Source organism: Bacillus sp. z33, assembly GCF_058313615.1.
The window spans coordinates 731543-747783 of sequence record NZ_JBZFQN010000001.1 but is presented as its reverse complement, the minus strand read 5'-3'; the positions used below and the strand labels follow the sequence as shown (position 1 = coordinate 747783).

General features: G+C 35.9%; 16 protein-coding genes. 11 read left to right on the top strand and 5 right to left on the bottom strand.

Annotation, left to right across the window (positions count from 1 at the left end):
- Window positions 1–43 precede the first annotated feature (43 nt).
- Window positions 44–952: an EamA family transporter RarD gene (gene rarD, locus AC4G3L_RS03520; RefSeq protein ID WP_491076229.1), complete on the bottom strand. Its 909-nt coding sequence runs from the start codon at window positions 950–952 to the stop codon at window positions 44–46.
- Between the two features lie 610 nt (window positions 953–1562).
- Between rarD and AC4G3L_RS03515 the strand changes: the two genes are divergently transcribed.
- Window positions 1563–2282, top strand: coding sequence for an SGNH/GDSL hydrolase family protein (locus AC4G3L_RS03515; protein WP_491075590.1), 720 nt, complete (start codon window positions 1563–1565; stop codon window positions 2280–2282).
- 132 nt (window positions 2283–2414) lie between these two features.
- On the opposite strand, the gene trhO is transcribed toward AC4G3L_RS03515, so the two are convergent.
- Window positions 2415–3380, bottom strand: a complete 966-nt coding sequence (gene trhO / locus AC4G3L_RS03510) for an oxygen-dependent tRNA uridine(34) hydroxylase TrhO (protein ID WP_491075589.1) — start codon at window positions 3378–3380, stop codon at window positions 2415–2417.
- Between the two features lie 252 nt (window positions 3381–3632).
- Window positions 3633–4631: an acrylyl-CoA reductase family protein gene (locus AC4G3L_RS03505; protein ID WP_491075588.1), complete on the bottom strand. Its 999-nt coding sequence runs from the start codon at window positions 4629–4631 to the stop codon at window positions 3633–3635.
- Window positions 4632–4958: 327 nt separating this feature from the next.
- On the opposite strand from AC4G3L_RS03505, the gene AC4G3L_RS03500 reads away from it, so the two are divergent.
- The 3 genes from AC4G3L_RS03500 to AC4G3L_RS03490 all read left to right on the top strand — a co-directional run bounded on the left by AC4G3L_RS03500 (window position 4959) and on the right by AC4G3L_RS03490 (window position 8791).
- Window positions 4959–5159, top strand: coding sequence for a cold-shock protein (locus AC4G3L_RS03500; RefSeq protein WP_049670461.1), 201 nt, complete (start codon window positions 4959–4961; stop codon window positions 5157–5159).
- Between the two features lie 329 nt (window positions 5160–5488).
- Window positions 5489–6040 carry a 2'-5' RNA ligase family protein gene (locus AC4G3L_RS03495; RefSeq protein ID WP_491075587.1) on the top strand — a complete coding sequence of 184 codons (552 nt, stop codon included), beginning with the start codon at window positions 5489–5491 and terminating at the stop codon, window positions 6038–6040.
- A gap of 948 nt (window positions 6041–6988) precedes the next feature.
- A complete protein-coding gene (locus tag AC4G3L_RS03490) occupies window positions 6989–8791 on the top strand; it encodes a S9 family peptidase (RefSeq protein ID WP_491075586.1) in 1803 nt (600 codons plus the stop codon).
- Between the two features lie 82 nt (window positions 8792–8873).
- Here the strand turns inward: AC4G3L_RS03490 and AC4G3L_RS03485 are convergent, their stop codons facing one another.
- Window positions 8874–9212, bottom strand: coding sequence for a heme oxygenase (locus tag AC4G3L_RS03485; RefSeq protein ID WP_491075585.1), 339 nt, complete (start codon window positions 9210–9212; stop codon window positions 8874–8876).
- A 286-nt stretch (window positions 9213–9498) separates the two neighbouring features.
- Between AC4G3L_RS03485 and AC4G3L_RS03480 the strand changes: the two genes are divergently transcribed.
- From AC4G3L_RS03480 to AC4G3L_RS03460, 5 genes are all read left to right on the top strand, one after another.
- Window positions 9499–9852, top strand: coding sequence for a YrdB family protein (locus tag AC4G3L_RS03480; RefSeq protein WP_491075584.1), 354 nt, complete (start codon window positions 9499–9501; stop codon window positions 9850–9852).
- A 246-nt stretch (window positions 9853–10098) separates the two neighbouring features.
- Complete coding sequence (locus tag AC4G3L_RS03475; protein WP_491075583.1) at window positions 10099–11358, top strand: Y-family DNA polymerase; 1260 nt, start codon at window positions 10099–10101, stop codon at window positions 11356–11358.
- 29 nt (window positions 11359–11387) lie between these two features.
- Complete coding sequence (locus AC4G3L_RS03470; protein ID WP_491075582.1) at window positions 11388–11726, top strand: YolD-like family protein; 339 nt, start codon at window positions 11388–11390, stop codon at window positions 11724–11726.
- Window positions 11727–11971: 245 nt separating this feature from the next.
- Complete coding sequence (locus AC4G3L_RS03465; protein ID WP_491075581.1) at window positions 11972–12184, top strand: hypothetical protein; 213 nt, start codon at window positions 11972–11974, stop codon at window positions 12182–12184.
- Window positions 12185–12310: 126 nt separating this feature from the next.
- Complete coding sequence (locus tag AC4G3L_RS03460; protein ID WP_491075580.1) at window positions 12311–12628, top strand: iron-sulfur cluster biosynthesis family protein; 318 nt, start codon at window positions 12311–12313, stop codon at window positions 12626–12628.
- A gap of 82 nt (window positions 12629–12710) precedes the next feature.
- On the opposite strand, the gene AC4G3L_RS03455 is transcribed toward AC4G3L_RS03460, so the two are convergent.
- Window positions 12711–14357, bottom strand: coding sequence for a DUF2339 domain-containing protein (locus tag AC4G3L_RS03455; RefSeq protein WP_491075579.1), 1647 nt, complete (start codon window positions 14355–14357; stop codon window positions 12711–12713).
- 287 nt (window positions 14358–14644) lie between these two features.
- Between AC4G3L_RS03455 and AC4G3L_RS03450 the strand changes: the two genes are divergently transcribed.
- A complete protein-coding gene (locus tag AC4G3L_RS03450) occupies window positions 14645–14914 on the top strand; it encodes a YesK family protein (protein WP_491075578.1) in 270 nt (89 codons plus the stop codon).
- Window positions 14915–15428: 514 nt separating this feature from the next.
- A complete protein-coding gene (locus AC4G3L_RS03445; protein ID WP_491075577.1) occupies window positions 15429–16217 on the top strand; it encodes a hypothetical protein in 789 nt (262 codons plus the stop codon).
- Window positions 16218–16241: the final 24 nt, after the last annotated feature.

The following is a 16241-nucleotide window of genomic DNA, read 5'->3' as shown; positions in this document are numbered from 1 at the left end:
ACAAAAAAGAGATGACTGTTTTAGTCATCTCTTTTCCTATGTTTTAGCTTGCGCCTTTTTTGTGCTTTCTTGCTCTGTAGAGATTAGATGCGGTGTAGATGATTAAAGCAATCCAGATAAACAGGAATGAAATCCCTTGAATAAGAGTGAAGGTTTCATCATAGACCGTTACCGCCATCACTAACATAAGGGTAGGGGCTAAATATTGTAAGAATCCAATCATCGTATAGCTGATTCGTTTGGTTCCTTCCGCAAAAAGCAATAATGGAATGGCGGTTATAACTCCTGCTCCCACAAGAACCAAATTAACTTGCGTGCTGTACGATAAAAACGGATGCTCTGCAAAGAATAACAGATAGATCAGTGCAACCGGGGCAATGATCATGGTTTCGAGTGTTAAACCTGTCCATGGATTAACGGATACCATTTTCTTGATCAGACCGTATAACCCAAAGGTAAGTGCCATGCATATGGCAGGCCAGGGGATAGAGCCTTGGCTCCATGTCAGAATAACCACACCAATCACTGCAGATAAAACAGCAATCTTTTCACCATTGCTTAGTCTTTCCTTTAAGAAAATCATCGCCAGTATGACATTGACGATTGGATTGATATAATAGCCCATGCTGGCGGATAGAATATTATTGCTATTAACTGAAAAGATAAAGATAAACCAGTTAGCTGAGATTAATAGAGTGGCGAGGGTAATCGCCAAGGTTAATTTAGGCTGTTTGAGTATGCTGCTGATTTCCCCAAAAACGCTTTTTGTTTTTCCGAAACAAAAGACAAGGAGCACCATAAACACAAAAGACCATAAAATCCGATGTGCCAATATTTCTAAATCAGATACACCACCGGCTAATTTCCAATAGACCGGGAGGCATCCCCATAAAAAATAAGCTCCGCCACCAGCTAAAATGCCAAGCTTTTTCTCTTTTGCTTGATTCTCCATGCTTACACTTCTTTCTGCTATAACTTTCATTTGTACCAAACTATTATACTCCTGATAATTAGATTAGGAAATACGTACGAGTTATATATATCTTCGGTTATAAACGGGGTGATAGATCCTATTCTTCTAAATGAGAGATGAATGTGTTGGTTGCAGATAATCCCATATAAACTATCTTACAATCTTAGTTTTACAGAATCTATTCTACGGGTGAGAGTGGCAACCAGACAGTTATATACCTCTCCACTACAAATCAGTGAATACCTTCGACATAAAGGAAATCCACATAATTCTATATGGAATCTCCCACGTGCTGGGAAACGAATGGATGGAGATTCGGACTGTATAAACGGGAAGCCAATCCAAGAAAAACACATAGGAGAACAGCAGTTAAATAAATAGTCTATTGATTGTGGCAGTATTCATCCTAAACTCACTCATTTTCTATTGGTTTATTAGTAGTATATGAGAGATGAACGGCAAAATTTTCAGTAACTTAACATGAGCATTCCTTGAACCGTTTTAGAAATATTCTTGATATAATGAAAGTGATAAAGAATTATCATGATTTGCAACTTAGAATCTACTAAATGATTTGAGGGGATTGCCTATGAAATTAATATGTTTTGGTGATAGTTTAACGCGGGGAGTATCGTTTGTTAAAGGGCGATTGAGAATTTTAAAAAATAATTACCCGGCCTATTTACAGAAATTATTATCGGAAAATCAAGTCCATCAAGAGATTGGTCATGTTGAAGTGGTAAATAAGGGAGTATTCAATGATAACTCCGACTTGCTTTTAGATCGACTTGAAAAAGATATAATTCGTGAAAAACCGAACTATGTGATTATTGGAATTGGCGGAAATGATTGTGATTTCCCATGGAAAGAAGTAGCTGAAAAACCAAATGAAGAACACGAGCCAAGTGTACCTCTTGTACGGTATGCCAGTAATTTAAAAGAGCTCATATCCAGATTAAATTCATGCGGAATTACACCGGTCTTAACAACCCTGCCTCCATTGGATCCGGCTCGCTATTATCAGACAATCTCCAAACGTTTCGGCACAGAAGTCAGCCAATGGATATGCAAAGTGGGGGGGATATCCAGCTGGCACGCTACGTATAACAGTACCGTAAAAAATATCGCTGAAGAAATGGATGTATTCTTGATAGACGTGAGAAATGCGATTAAAAGCAGAGGTCAGTTAAAGGATTTAATCAGTGATGATGGAATTCATCTGACTGAAAAAGGCTATGAAATCATGGCGGCTGAAATCTATGAAAAATTGGGTAAGCTATCTCCGCAAAGAGTGTTACAGAATCAATAATGTGCTATTAGGAATGTGCGTAAACATTTGAAATGGAATATCCTTTATTTCTTTTCGAAAAGGGAACAGATTATAAGAATATATGAACTATAAATAAAAGGAGACCTTTTAATCGAAAGGTCTCCTTTACTATTATTCAGCTGAAATTAATTCTAGTTTACGCAGTCTTTCTGCAACCTCTTCCTCTGTTAAGTTATGCTCTACAACATAACGATTGCGAGGATGTACACGGCATTCATCTGTGCAGCTGCGCATATATTTATACTCATTTTCTTCACTGCAAAGAATCTGTTCGTTACATTCAGGGTTTGCACAATTAACGTAGCGTTCACACGGTTCACCGTCGAAGTGATCTCTTCCAACGATTACGTGCTCTACTTGGTTAATTGGAACAGCAATTCTTTCATCAAATACATACATTTGTCCATCCCATAATTGGCCCTGTACTTCGGGATCTTTTCCGTATGTGGCAATTCCGCCATGCAGCTGACCGACATCTTTAAATCCTTCTCGTACTAACCAGCCGGAAAATTTCTCACAACGGATTCCGCCTGTACAATAGGTTAGGACGCGTTTTCCTTCAAACATTTCTTTATTATCACGAACCCATTGAGGAAGCTCACGGAATGTTTCAATGTCCGGCTTGATAGCACCGCGGAAATGTCCAAGTTCATATTCATAGTTATTACGTGCATCTAAAACAATGGTATTTTCATCCTGCAAGCCCTCGAAAAATTCTTTTGGGCTTAAGTATTGTCCAGTTAGTTCGTTCGGATTAATATCATCCTCTAAAGATAAATGAACAAGCTCAGGGCGTGGTCGCACATGCATTTTTTTAAACGCATGACCGTCAGCTTCATCTATTTTAAAGACAATCCCTTCGAATTGAGGATCATTCTTCATCTTCTCCATATAAGCATTTGTTTGTTCTACTGTACCGGAAACTGTACCATTAATTCCTTCTTTGGCTACAAGTATACGGCCTTTTAGTTCAATTCCCTTACAAAAGGCAAGATGTTCCGCCGCAAATGCTGCAGGGTCTTCAATTGGAGTATAAAAATAATAAAGCAATACTCTGTATGGTTTGTTTTCTGTCATAATTCTTACCACCTAGTTTTTAATATTTGCAAGATACGTATTTAAAAGGTGATTTCAGATACTGTTCTTACACATCCAATTATTATAGCAAGTGTTAGTAAATTGTGCTAATTAAACAACTTATTTCCTTGAAAAAATAATCAGGACCTTTTGTATTAAATGGAAATGAGAAGATTGACATAGATGCTCCTTTTCTGTATGTAAAAAACACCAATTCTTCTATTTAAAGAGAATTGGTGTTTTGCGTAGAAGTTAATCCTGGATTACGACGATTGTTCTGCCTCTTGCTTCACCTTTTAATAAGAGAGGGAATATGGATGGCAGTTCATCAAGTGTCACTGCTTGCTGGATATGCTGCTCATACTGATTAAGTTTTAGATCAGTTGCTAAACGTTCCCATATATGTCGACGTGTATTCATCGGGCATTGTACAGAATCAATTCCTAATAAATTAATTCCTCTTAAGATAAATGGGAAGACGTTGGTTGGAACCTTGGTGCCGGCTGTTAGTCCGCTGGCTGCAACAGATCCGCCATATTTAATTTGACTTAAAAGAGAAGCCAAAGGTTCACCGCCGACGGGATCCACACCAGCTGCCCATCGCTGTTTACCCAAAGCACGAACTTTACCGTTGTAGACTTCATCCCTTGAAATCACATTTGTAGCACCGATTGATTTTAAGTACTCAGATTCATGTAATTTTCCTGTGCTGGCTTCAACCGTAAATCCGAGTTTTGATAAAAAGGAAACAGCAAAACTGCCGACACCGCCTGTAGCTCCTGTGACAACAACAGGCCCTTGATCAGGAGTCACTTGATTTTCTTGCAAACGCTGAACAGATAAAGCAGCGGTAAATCCAGCGGTTCCAATGATCATGGCTTCTTTTAAAGTAAGCCCTTTTGGAAGGGAGACGACCCAATCGGCAGGAATATAAGCATACTCTGCATATCCACCATCACGAGATACACCGATTTCGTAGCTGGTTGCGATTACTTCATCGCCTTCTTTAAAGCGCTTATCAGTCGATGAAACGATGATACCTGCAAGATCAATACCCGGTACCATTGGATAGGTTGTCACAATATTTCCATTCGGGATTGTTGCGAGGCTATCTTTATAATTCACGCCTGAATACTTTACTTTTATAAGTACTTCGCCATTTTGCGGTGTATGTAACGGTTTTTGGATAAATTTAATAGCTGTTTGTTCCTCATGCTTCTCTACAATTAATGCTTTATAGTTTTGATTCATCGTTTTATCAGCTCCTTTCTTTCACTATATACCATTCTATAATGGACATGGAACATTCTTTGTAAAAGTAATCTACAGTTATTTGTTTTATTCCTATTCAAATAAGAAGGTAAACCCTTACAAAAGAATTTCCTAAAAGTCATGATTTAAAGAAAAATTTAAAAATAAATGAGGGAATCATTTGCTAATTCGTCAATAACCTGTTATTATAAGGAAGAATTATTTTTGTTTGATGTGATTGAAAGTTGAACAATTATTGTCGTCTTACGATCGAAAAGCAAGGATAGTAATACAATTGTGTGTTAGCACACTAGGAGGCAACAAAACATGGAACAAGGTAAAGTAAAATGGTTTAACGCAGAAAAAGGTTTTGGATTTATCGAGCGCGAAGGTGGAGACGATGTATTCGTACATTTTTCAGCTATCCAAGGTGAAGGTTTCAAAACACTTGACGAAGGTCAAGAAGTTACATTTGAAGTAGAACAAGGTCAACGTGGACCTCAAGCTACTAACGTTCAAAAAAACTAATCTGAATCACACATAAATAAAACAGATCCTGGTTTCAGGGTCTGTTTTTCTTTGTTTAGAGTAAAGAGGGTGATCCTCCTTTTTTCTCTAACATTCTTCATTACCCTTTCCAAGGCTACCTTCAGTAAAATATAACACATTATGTTCTTTCCCTTTATTTTTTGAATTTCTTGATTGCAAGTCCATAGTAGAATAGCTGATTGGCTCAATTCGTATCTTCTAAAAGGCTGTTTTCTCAAAAAAATTGTTTTTTGCATAAGAGTATCTTTAAACTAATATGAATTTTCAGTTAGAATTATAAAACTCATCAATAATTGGGGTGGATAAGAATGGAAGTGGAGTATTTTATAGGAATTGTTCCGCCAGAAGAATATTTAGAAAGAATTGAGCAATTTCAAAGTAAATGGATTCATCATTCAGGAGTTGAACCACACATAACTTTGAAAGCACAAGGAGGATTAACTCCAGATAAAAAATGGATAGACAAAGTACAAAAAGTGTGTGATGCTTTCAAGACTTTTCAAGTGTCATTAGATAAGCCCAATTATTTTGGAGATAGTATTTTATATTTGAGTGTTCACTCTAATCGTTTATACAAATTGCACAGAGAAATAGTACAAGAGATTTCACCATCAGAAGATGTGATAAAACAGTATTTTGAACTTGAAGCCTTTGTACCTCACTTAACTTTGGGAAAAGAAGAATACGGTGGAAACATATCTACTGGACTCTCTAAAAAAGAATTAAAAGAAATGGAGAGACTAGCAGATGAAGAATTAGCACCATACCCTAATTTTGAAGTGAATTTTATTAGAGTATATGAACTAAACATGGAAAAGCAAAGATATGATAGATATTTGGATATTTATTTAAACAATTAACCTGACTGTAACAAGGTCTTTTTTATCCGCTTTCTAATATTTCCCTTCCCAGTAAGCAATAATCTATCCGAAAACCATCTTTCAAGCTTGGATAGATCCGAGCAATAATTAATAGGTTACTTTCTACCATTGATAAGTCGTTCATTCCATTATTTTATGGATGAAGCTGTTTTGTTGTTATAGCGAAAATGCTTACAATGTATAGTACAGTTTCGAATAATGAGTATACCTATTTCTAATGGAAGTATGACAGAAGCAAATAAATAGGAGAAAACAAGAAAACAAAAAACACCCTGCTCCAGGCGAATAGAGCAGGGTAATTGAAACAGTAAAGCATATAATAGTGTAACAGTTTTAAAGGTCGAATAGATTATAACATATAATTATAGGTGTAGCTAATAATAATTTGTTTAGTCATAAAGGTTCTATATCGTATAAAGTACATTGATTAAAGAGAGCGAGTTTTCTATAATTAAATGGATATATATGGAGGTGATATCCTGTTAGACCTGAGCTTACAAATAGTATAAGTGTTCGAGATTTTAAAGATTACTATTGATTAAAAGAAGAAGCTATTTCAGGTTCAAAGTTAGAGATTGCTAAACATATTGAAATGTATCTTAAAACAGGAGAAAAGAAAAAGCCGTCTAGAAAAGAAAAGTCCCATGCGAAACCAATAACCTCAGAAGAAGTTCTAAGCCTCGATACCACCATCAGAGAAAATCACCGTTGCAGACAAGAAGTAAGAGAGTTTTTTAAAACGGTGATCACTATCCTTAATTTTTATCTCATCTAACCTTTTTTAATTTTGAACTTATGATTATCACGAATCAATAATTTTGTATAGCTCGTTTACGTTTCTTTGAAACTCGAAAGAAATAGGTTTTACATCATGTTTATTAGTTCGATTGTGTTATCTCAAAAAATATGAATATAAGGAGCTTGTACATGATTTCCTTTCCTAAGCCAGATGTAGAACTATTACTGCGAACTGTTTCAATTAATGATTTTACTGTCAGCCCCAATGAGAAACAGATTATCATCAGCACCAATATAAGTGGAAAATATAATCTTTGGGCCATGAATATGCCTAATGCTTTTCCCTATCGTCTGACATTTAATGATCAACCATCTGAGTATTTGCTTTATGATAAAAAAGGAAGATTTGTACTAGCTGGTTTTGATCACGACGGCGACGAAAATACTCAATTTTATGCTATGCCAACGTATGGCGGTACCCTGAAGAAAATAGTTTATCAAGAGAATACACGTAATTTTCATCCTTTCTTATCGAAGGATGGTGAGAAATTATACTATACATCTTCCAAAGATAATATATCTTTCCTCAATAGTTATTGCTTACAGTTGAATACAGGAGAAGAGACCATGGTATTGGAAGGGAGTGAAAGTACTACAATATTGGCGGAAGTAAGTGAAGATGAATTCGCTATTCTCTATACGAAGCAATTTTCTAATACCAATATGCTTTATTATGTAAAAAAAGCCGATGAACATATTTTACTGACTCCGCCAACAGAAAATGAGCATACTGTTAGTGATGCCGTTATTGTTTCGGAAACTGAGGTCTATTTAGTCACGGATTATGATGCAGATTTTTCTTATTTAGCAAGCTTTAATTTAGAAACGAGGGAGTTTATTAAACTTAAAGAATTGCCGCAGGAGAGCTTTACAAAACTTATATATGATCAGAAAAACAAAATCTTATACATAACCTCTGAAAAAGGAGTAAAGGATTATTTATACGCCTATCATCTACAGAATCAAAGATGGCTAAAATTGAACCCTCCATGTGACCTTATAACGAAAAAGATGGTTGCAAATTCAGGTTCCCTCTACTTGCTTGGTAAAATTTCTATCAAGCCTGCGAATTTATATAAGCTAAGAGGGGATGATGAATGGAACTCAATTACTGAAAATACCATAGTGGGCTTACAAGCAGAGGAATTAGTTGAACCGGACATAATAACGTATCCATCTTTTGATGGTCTCCCAATTGAAGCTTTATTCTATAAAGCAAAACCGGAATACGATAAAGGAGAAATGATACTGTGGCCGCATGGGGGTCCGCAGCATGCAGTACGAAAGTCTTGCAACCCATTATTCCAGTATCTATTAAATAATGGCTATAGTATTTTTGCACCGAACTTCCGGGGTTCTACAGGATATGGATTGGCTTTTACTAAAATGGTGGAGCGTGCCTGGGGAGCAGGAGCCCGTTTAGATAATATTGCTGGTCTGGATTGGTTAATTGAACAAGGGCATGCAAAGAAAGGTAATATTTTCTTAATGGGAGGCAGTTATGGCGGCTATATGTCCTTGCTTTTACATGGACGCCATGCTGAATATTTTAAAGCAGTAGTAGATATTTTCGGTCCATCTAATTTATTTTCCTTTGTCGATTCAGTTCCGGAGGATTGGAAACCAATCATGGATGCTTGGGTTGGCCATCCGGAAAAAGATCGAGATAAATTGGTTGAATACTCTCCTGTAACCTATCTTGAACAAATGACAAAACCAATGCTTGTTATTCAGGGTGCCAATGATCCGAGGGTAGTAAAGGCGGAATCCGATCAAATTGTACAGTCTCTTAAGGACAAGGGGAGGGATATTTTCTATATGGTGATGGAAGATGAAGGACACGGGTTTGCTAAGAAAGAAAACGAAATCGCTGTGTATCGCAGGATTTTAGCTTTTTTTGAAGAGCATCGGCATAGTGTGGTGAAGGCTTAGTTATTTACATTATCAGTACTCAGGAAACATAAAGGGCTGGGCAAAATCATTAAAATGATTTTAGCCCAGCCCTTTTTACGTATTAGTTTATTGGTGCTGCTTCTTTTACGGAAGCGATGGTAAATGTAGTCTGTTGGCTTCCCAACATAGGAGAGTCTTGTTTAGCTGCATCGGGTTTGCCTTCTGGACGTTGGTGTGCTTTTTTGAAGGCATCACTGTTTTTCCAGGCAAGGAAGCTTTCTTCATCTTCCCAGTACATATTAACGCTCATCTCATCGTATTCTGTTAACCCTTGTGTCAGTAATACTTCTACTTTAACAAATCCTTTGAATTTATCTAATTCGTTTCCGGAAGTAAAACGGCCAGCCATTTTTTCTGCGAAACCTGGTTTTGTTTTAATTTTGTTTTGAACGATAATCATAGAATCATTCTCCTTTTTATTTGTTTCTGGGAATATCTCAGATTACTTCTTTAAATCATTCTTGCACTCTTATTATATACCCTTTCCGAAAATTTCAAATTTATTATGCTTTGTGGTTTGTCAATTTTTTATCCCCGATGCTTAAAATAATGGCCTATTCCAAGTTTGTTGATTTTTGAAGGAAGGGGAGAAGGTGGGGTTGTACCTTATCATATTTACGAATCAGTAAAATTGGAATATTCTATACATAAGTGAATGTACAAAAAGGGAGTGGGAAGAAAATTAGATGATCTTATCCATTAATCTGGCTATTCGTTTTTTAATTGAACTGGCTGTTCTTATATCTGTCGGTTATTGGGGATTCACAATTGACGAACATTGGCTAATGAAAGGTCTCGCCGGCATTGGAACTCCATTTTTGCTTGCTGTTTTGTGGGGATTATTTGTTGCTCCTAAAGCGAATTTTTCAATTTCTTCCCCGGGGAAAATAGGGATAGAAGTAGTTATCTTTTTGTTCGGTGTAGGGGCTGTATATTCCCGCTTTGGTAAAATAGCTGCTACTGTATTTGCTATCATGATGCTGCTCAATTCTTTCTATGTTCATTTCAATAGTAATTCTTCACAAAAGAATCATCTATAGCAATCTAAAACAGTTTACCGAGAAAAAATCCTGATGGGATTTTCGAACGGAAAGCTGTTTTTTTCTTTTTTCGGTTGATGTGTGTAGTTTTCTCTTAATTCATTCACAGAATCTAAGTATTTGCACTCTTACGCAGCTCTATACATAAATTGTAAATAATTTTCCGTTGAACACGAACGTATATTCGCGTATCATTAAGGATATAATAAACACGAACATACATTCTTATTTGGGGAAGGTTTTAATATGATTGATTACAGTACTTTGCCGCACCATTATGTCATGTGTGTGGATATGAAAAGTTTTTTTGCCAGTTGTTCAGCAGTGATGATGGGGTTGGATCCACTTGAATGTTATTTGGCTGTGGTCAGTGACACGGAACGGAGCGGCAGTGTCGTGTTGGCTTCATCGCCCAAAATGAAGAAAGAGTTTGGCATTAAGACGGGGTCGAGGTTATTTGAGATTCCGGATGATCCGCGCATTATAAAAGTTAATCCCAAAATGGCTACGTATTTGCGTATCTCTACTGAAATCAGCCGTTTATTTAATCGGTATGTACCTAAAAGTGCCATTCATACGTACAGTGTCGATGAAAGCTTCTTAAAAGTGGACGGTACCACCCGCCTATGGGGTGATATTGTTGAAATAGCTGAAAAAATTAAGGATGAAATCGATCGGGAGTTTCAGCTCCCCTGCGCGATTGGTATTGGCCCGAATATGCTGCTTGCCAAGCTGTGTCTTGATTTGGAAGCCAAGAAAAAGGGAATCGCCCAGTGGACCTATGAGGATGTACCTGAAAAATTATGGCCTTTATCCCCTTTGAGCGAAATGTGGGGAATTGGCAAGCCATTGGAAAAAAAGTTGAATGGAATGGGGATTTTTTCGATTGGTCAATTGGCGCGCTATGACTTGGCGGCACTTGAAAAAAAGTTTGGTGTGATGGGCAACCAATTGTATCATCATGCCTGGGGTGTTGATTTATCTGATATTGGAGCGCCCATTATGGAAGGGCAAATCAGCTTTGGAAAAGGGCAGGTTTTACTTCGGGATTATAAAAAGCCTGAGGAAATAAAACACGTCATTCTGGAAATGTGTGAGGAAGTAGCCAGAAGAACACGTGCAAGCAGGATGGCTGGACGAACGGTCAGTTTAGGGATTTATTACAGTCAGGATGAATTTGGAGGAGGATTTCATCGTTCTATTACAAGAGAGACACCGACCAATATTACGATGGATATTTATGAAATGTGCTTAACATTGTTTGAACGATTTTACACTGGTAAGACTGTCAGAAAGATTTCTATTACACTTTCGAATGTTATTCCGGACCAGGAGATGCAAATCAGTCTATTTGATCAGGATGGCTGGCGCAGGCGAGAACTTGGCTTTGTGATGGATCGAATGCGCAAAAAATATGGATCCAATGCGATTTTGCGCGCCGTATCGTATACAGAGGCGGGCACGGCTAAGCATCGAAGTACATTGGTTGGAGGACATAGAGCATAACAGTCAAGTGAAACGGAGGGTGCCTGGAAATGATTCGAGATCGCGGGAAAATAAAATGGACATCCATGATGCTGCCGGAGCATGTGACGATGCTCAGGGAATGGGCACATGAGGATAGCTATGAAACAAGAAATGAGCTGGATGAACAGCAAATGGAAGCAATCAATGGGGTTATTATGGAGGCTATGGAATATGGGAAGCCTGTTAGGGTTCGGTATTACCGTACAGCCAGTCGCCGGTATCAGACAGTGGAGGGTCATATTCATTATTGCAATGAACAAGCTCGAAAGCTCCATATTATTGATGAGAATGGAGCTGTTTGCTTTGTTTTTTATCAGGAGCTTATGGATGTACAACTAAAAAATTGATGGTCAAGCAATTCCTTGTCAGCTTATTCATATGTTGATTATGATTATATTTAAATTAGTCCAAAACAAATTATATTACCCCATTTAGGAAGAATGAAAACAAATATTAGACAAATTACCATAAAAAGTTTAGTATATGTATAGACAGAGACATAGAAAAAGAAAAAAAGCAGATAATGAGTTTTAGCATTGCTTGCCGTTCTGATAACTTGCCATGGATATCAAAACAAAAGGGGTAAAAGAAAATGGAAAAAGAAAAATACAGCACAATTTATCAAGCACCTTATGGAATGGTTATAGGTGAGCTAAAAAAAGAGATGACTAAAGAAGACGCTGTAGCGTTAGGGCAAAAATATTGTGCTGAGAATGGCTTTAATTATAAAGGTACGTATTGTGGCGATGAAGCGGTAGCGGCCTTACAAAATTTAATACAAAAACATACAAAAGCAGTTCATTAAGCTGAACTTTGAGGCAGTATTCCCTGAATACTGTCTTTCTTTATTCGGATGTACCTTGTTAGGTTTACCATTTGTACAAAATCGGGAACTTAGGGGATATATAGAAAGAAAGCATGGTGAGCAATAATGGATATTAAATGGACAGACGCAGCTTTAGAAAAGGTAAAAGACAAACTGCCAAATAAAGAAGGCGTTTTTTGTTTAAAGTATGAAACAGAAGGTTGCGGCTGCGTAGTGAGCGGTGTAACCAATTTATACTTTGTTACAGAGACGGATTCACAAGAAGTAAAATGGGAAACCAATGCCTATCCGGTATATTTAAATAAATATCATGAAATCTTTTTAGATGAAAAGCTCATTATTGATTTTTCAAGCAGTACAAATAGCTTTCAGCTGAAAAGTCCCAATCAGTATTTAAACCCAATGATGAACGTGATTATTTAATAGGCTCGATAAGGAGCATAAAAGGTTCAGTCAGAAATTTTGACTGAACCTTTTTTTAAACGAAAGCAAAGGGAAATCCCACTCATTTTTTTGTATAAAACACCTTAGAAATTAGCAGTCCAATTATGCCAAGTATGATGAATAATATTGCTTTCCAAACTACATCTATACCTGATAGGTCGTAGAAAGTAACTTTTAATAGCGTAATAAACAGAAATAGTAAGCCGATGTTTTTCCAAACTTTTTCTTTAAAGTAACTAAATAATCCGTATGTTACTCCAACGATAATGATCCAAGATAATGACAAACTGATATTCATAATCATTAAAGAGGAACCATCTGTGAAATAGTATGCCATTTTGCTTATAAAGACGATCAGCAATACTTCTATTATATAGGGTAAGGTGGATTTTATTATATTTCTGTTGATGATTTTTGTCATTGCTTCTTTTATGTAGAGAACAAAGAAGAAGCTGATTATGATTATCCATACGACAACAGTTTCTAGTGATAGCATAGATCCCGGCTTGTCGAATAATTGTACTAATACGGATAATAGCAGTATTATGCTACCTATTGTCCCTAAAATACTCTTCCTTATTTGAGCAAAATAGTAAACTAGTATGGCTTGCATGGTAAAGAGGATTAATTTTGATGATGGATTAATCACTATATCGTTTAGCAGTATAAATATGTAGAACATCGAAATAACAAAGAAAATGTTTTTTAGTTCAGTATGATTTTTATTTTTCGCGTAACTAAGCAAAGAATATACGATGGCCATAATGGAATAGAAAGTGTATTGGCTTGGTGTTCGATCAAACACATCAACGCCGATTAAGAGCATGAATAACGAACCGATCGTGATAGCTGGAATATACATATTTTTATCAAATATGTTGGTTGTTCTAAATGTCAAATAAATAATAAAGAAATGCTGAATAGCGATCGTTAGGAACGTTAAGATTGAAATTTCCCCACTGCCTACTATTCCAAAAAATAATACAGTGAACATAAATGCATAGTTTGCCACATTCCAAGTGATTTTATATTGTCCTCTAAGAGATTCTAGTATTAATCCTATAAATACGGCAGTTTCGTATGCATAAAATACATATTCATTCCCTTTGTCTCCTGCAAATAGGAAGGGGTAAAAATAAGCACCTACTCCAATAATGGTAAGCAAGGATTGAGATTTGTATTTTCTTGATAGATAAACTCCTATATATATTCCGAGCGCTAATAAACATACAGTCACATAGAATGGGATAATGTGGTACAAAACATTACCGGAGAAGACAGATATAAGATAAACAATTATACTTCCGCCTAACAATACTATTCCTAACGTATTCTTCGCCTTTTTATATTGTTTTTCTCCAATTATATATAAAAATCCAGCCAATAAGAAACCAACTATTACACGAACCACGGGATTGATCCATCCGTTTTCAGATGCTGCCATAAAAGCCCAAATAACACCTAAAATAAAAACGAATATAAATATTCTAGGTAACCAAGTTGAAATCATCGCTTCAAAGCTGATTAATTCTTTTTCTGGTTTTATTTCAGGTTTTTTGTAATTTCTTTTTATCTCAGCCTTTTCACTTTTGTTTTCCACATTAAGATTAACTTCATTATGTATGGTCCTTAACTCTTTTTTTAACTCCACTAACTCTTCTTCCATATATCTTATTCGTTTGGATAAATCATAAATTTTATCGTCCAACTGTTCCATCTCTTCTCTGTTTAATCATTTATACACCTCAAAATTCTGATTTATCAATATTCTTCCTTCCTTATTATACCAATATTCTTACCGTAAACATATGCTAAAAGATGGCGGGTATTATCATTCAATCTTAATGTTATTTACGTTTCGCATCCTAATGTACTTATTTTAATCTTCTCTTTTTCACTATATAGGTCTAACGGTATGGAAAAAGTACCTTTAAATGTTCAGATTATTGTGTTAATATTAATCATCTTTAAATGGAATTTTATGGGAGGTTTGGTATGTTAGTCTTTGTCCCGGTTGGTTTAGGTGTAATTAGTGGTCTGATCCTTATTGCTATAACTTATTTTCTTAAGAAATATCAAAGCTCTTATGTAAAAATCCCACCTTTTTTATCCCTAATAACTTCTATTGTTATTTTGATCATTAGCTTTCAAGTAAGAGGTTTTGAAGGTGCTACATACGGAATACTTGCAATTACTCTTCTATTTTTCACACCATTTATCTTTGCTATGTCTTCTATAGGCAAAAAAAAGGATGCATTCTTGTAAACAATGATTAACAATTTTTTTAATAAATTGTTAGACGTTGAGGGTAAATGTATTTAAACAAACAGGGCGTTAATCTATGGAGGATTAGTGCCTTTTTGTGTTGAATTTCTAATGGAAGTAGGGGCAGGTTAGCACTAAAGGAACTACAATAAAAAAATGTATATAAAAACCGATAAATGGTTTAATCCGAGGAGATTTTTTAATACTCACTGCGGTGGAACGATGAAAGATCAAATTCAAATAAACAGTCCACCTCCGTCTTTCACAGGATTTTCTATACATCCACGTATAAAGAGATGTTTCTCGTCACAAATCATCATTCATCTTTTTATAATGGGCTTATAATTGGCTTGGTAAAGATCAATGAAGTATCAAACCAACAGGGCTTTATAAAAGTACTCATAAGATAGGATATAAAAGGAGATTCTAAATAATAGAATTGCTTTTTCGATAAGGACAATTTTCAGTGCGGGTATGTACCAAAATGGTAATTATATTTGAGGAGATGTGATAAATGTTTGGTATTTTACTTTTGATTTTGGGCTTGGCGGCGTATCTATATTTTAAGCGTCAAAAAGAAAGCCCGGTAAATCGAAATCAACAAACGACGCGTGAGGCTGAACCAATAAAACAACAAACTATACAGACCGTTATGCCGCTAAAAAATGAGACTGCACAGGACGCTGAAATCTTAAAACAAGAGCAATCGCCCATTGAACCTATTGAATCTGTTGAACAATCAAGTCCGATTGAAAAGTTGGAAAAAGAAACTGTCACTATTACATTTTCAGATGGAACAACCAAGGAATATAACCTTAACTTAACACTTAATAATGACGCCCATATTTGCTTGTTATCAGACGGCGGGAAAACGTATCATACACACGTTAATTGTTTTAAAAACTGGCCTGCTGAATACCAAGAAAATTTTAAAGGATGGAAAGCAATAACAACAGATGAAGCAGAAAAAATGGGCTATAGAAAATGCAACTATTGTAATAAAGCTGATAGAACAGAATGGGACTATTACAAGGACAGTAAACCCCTTAAAACTTTCACTGTCACTCATAGGGATGAATTTGCTATCACAGAGATTTATAACGTAGGTAATGAAGTAAATACGGGCTATGATTTTGAAAAGGACAAAGACACGTTAGAAATAGACTATGAAGAAATTTGTTATATGCCAAAAAGCGCACGAGATTTCTTTGATGAGAATTACGGCGATTATAAGATGTTTGTGTTAGATGTGTATGAAAATGACACTGGAAAAGTGAAGCTTAAGATTGGAATATTTGAGTAATTAGTATAATTGATGAAAAAGCAT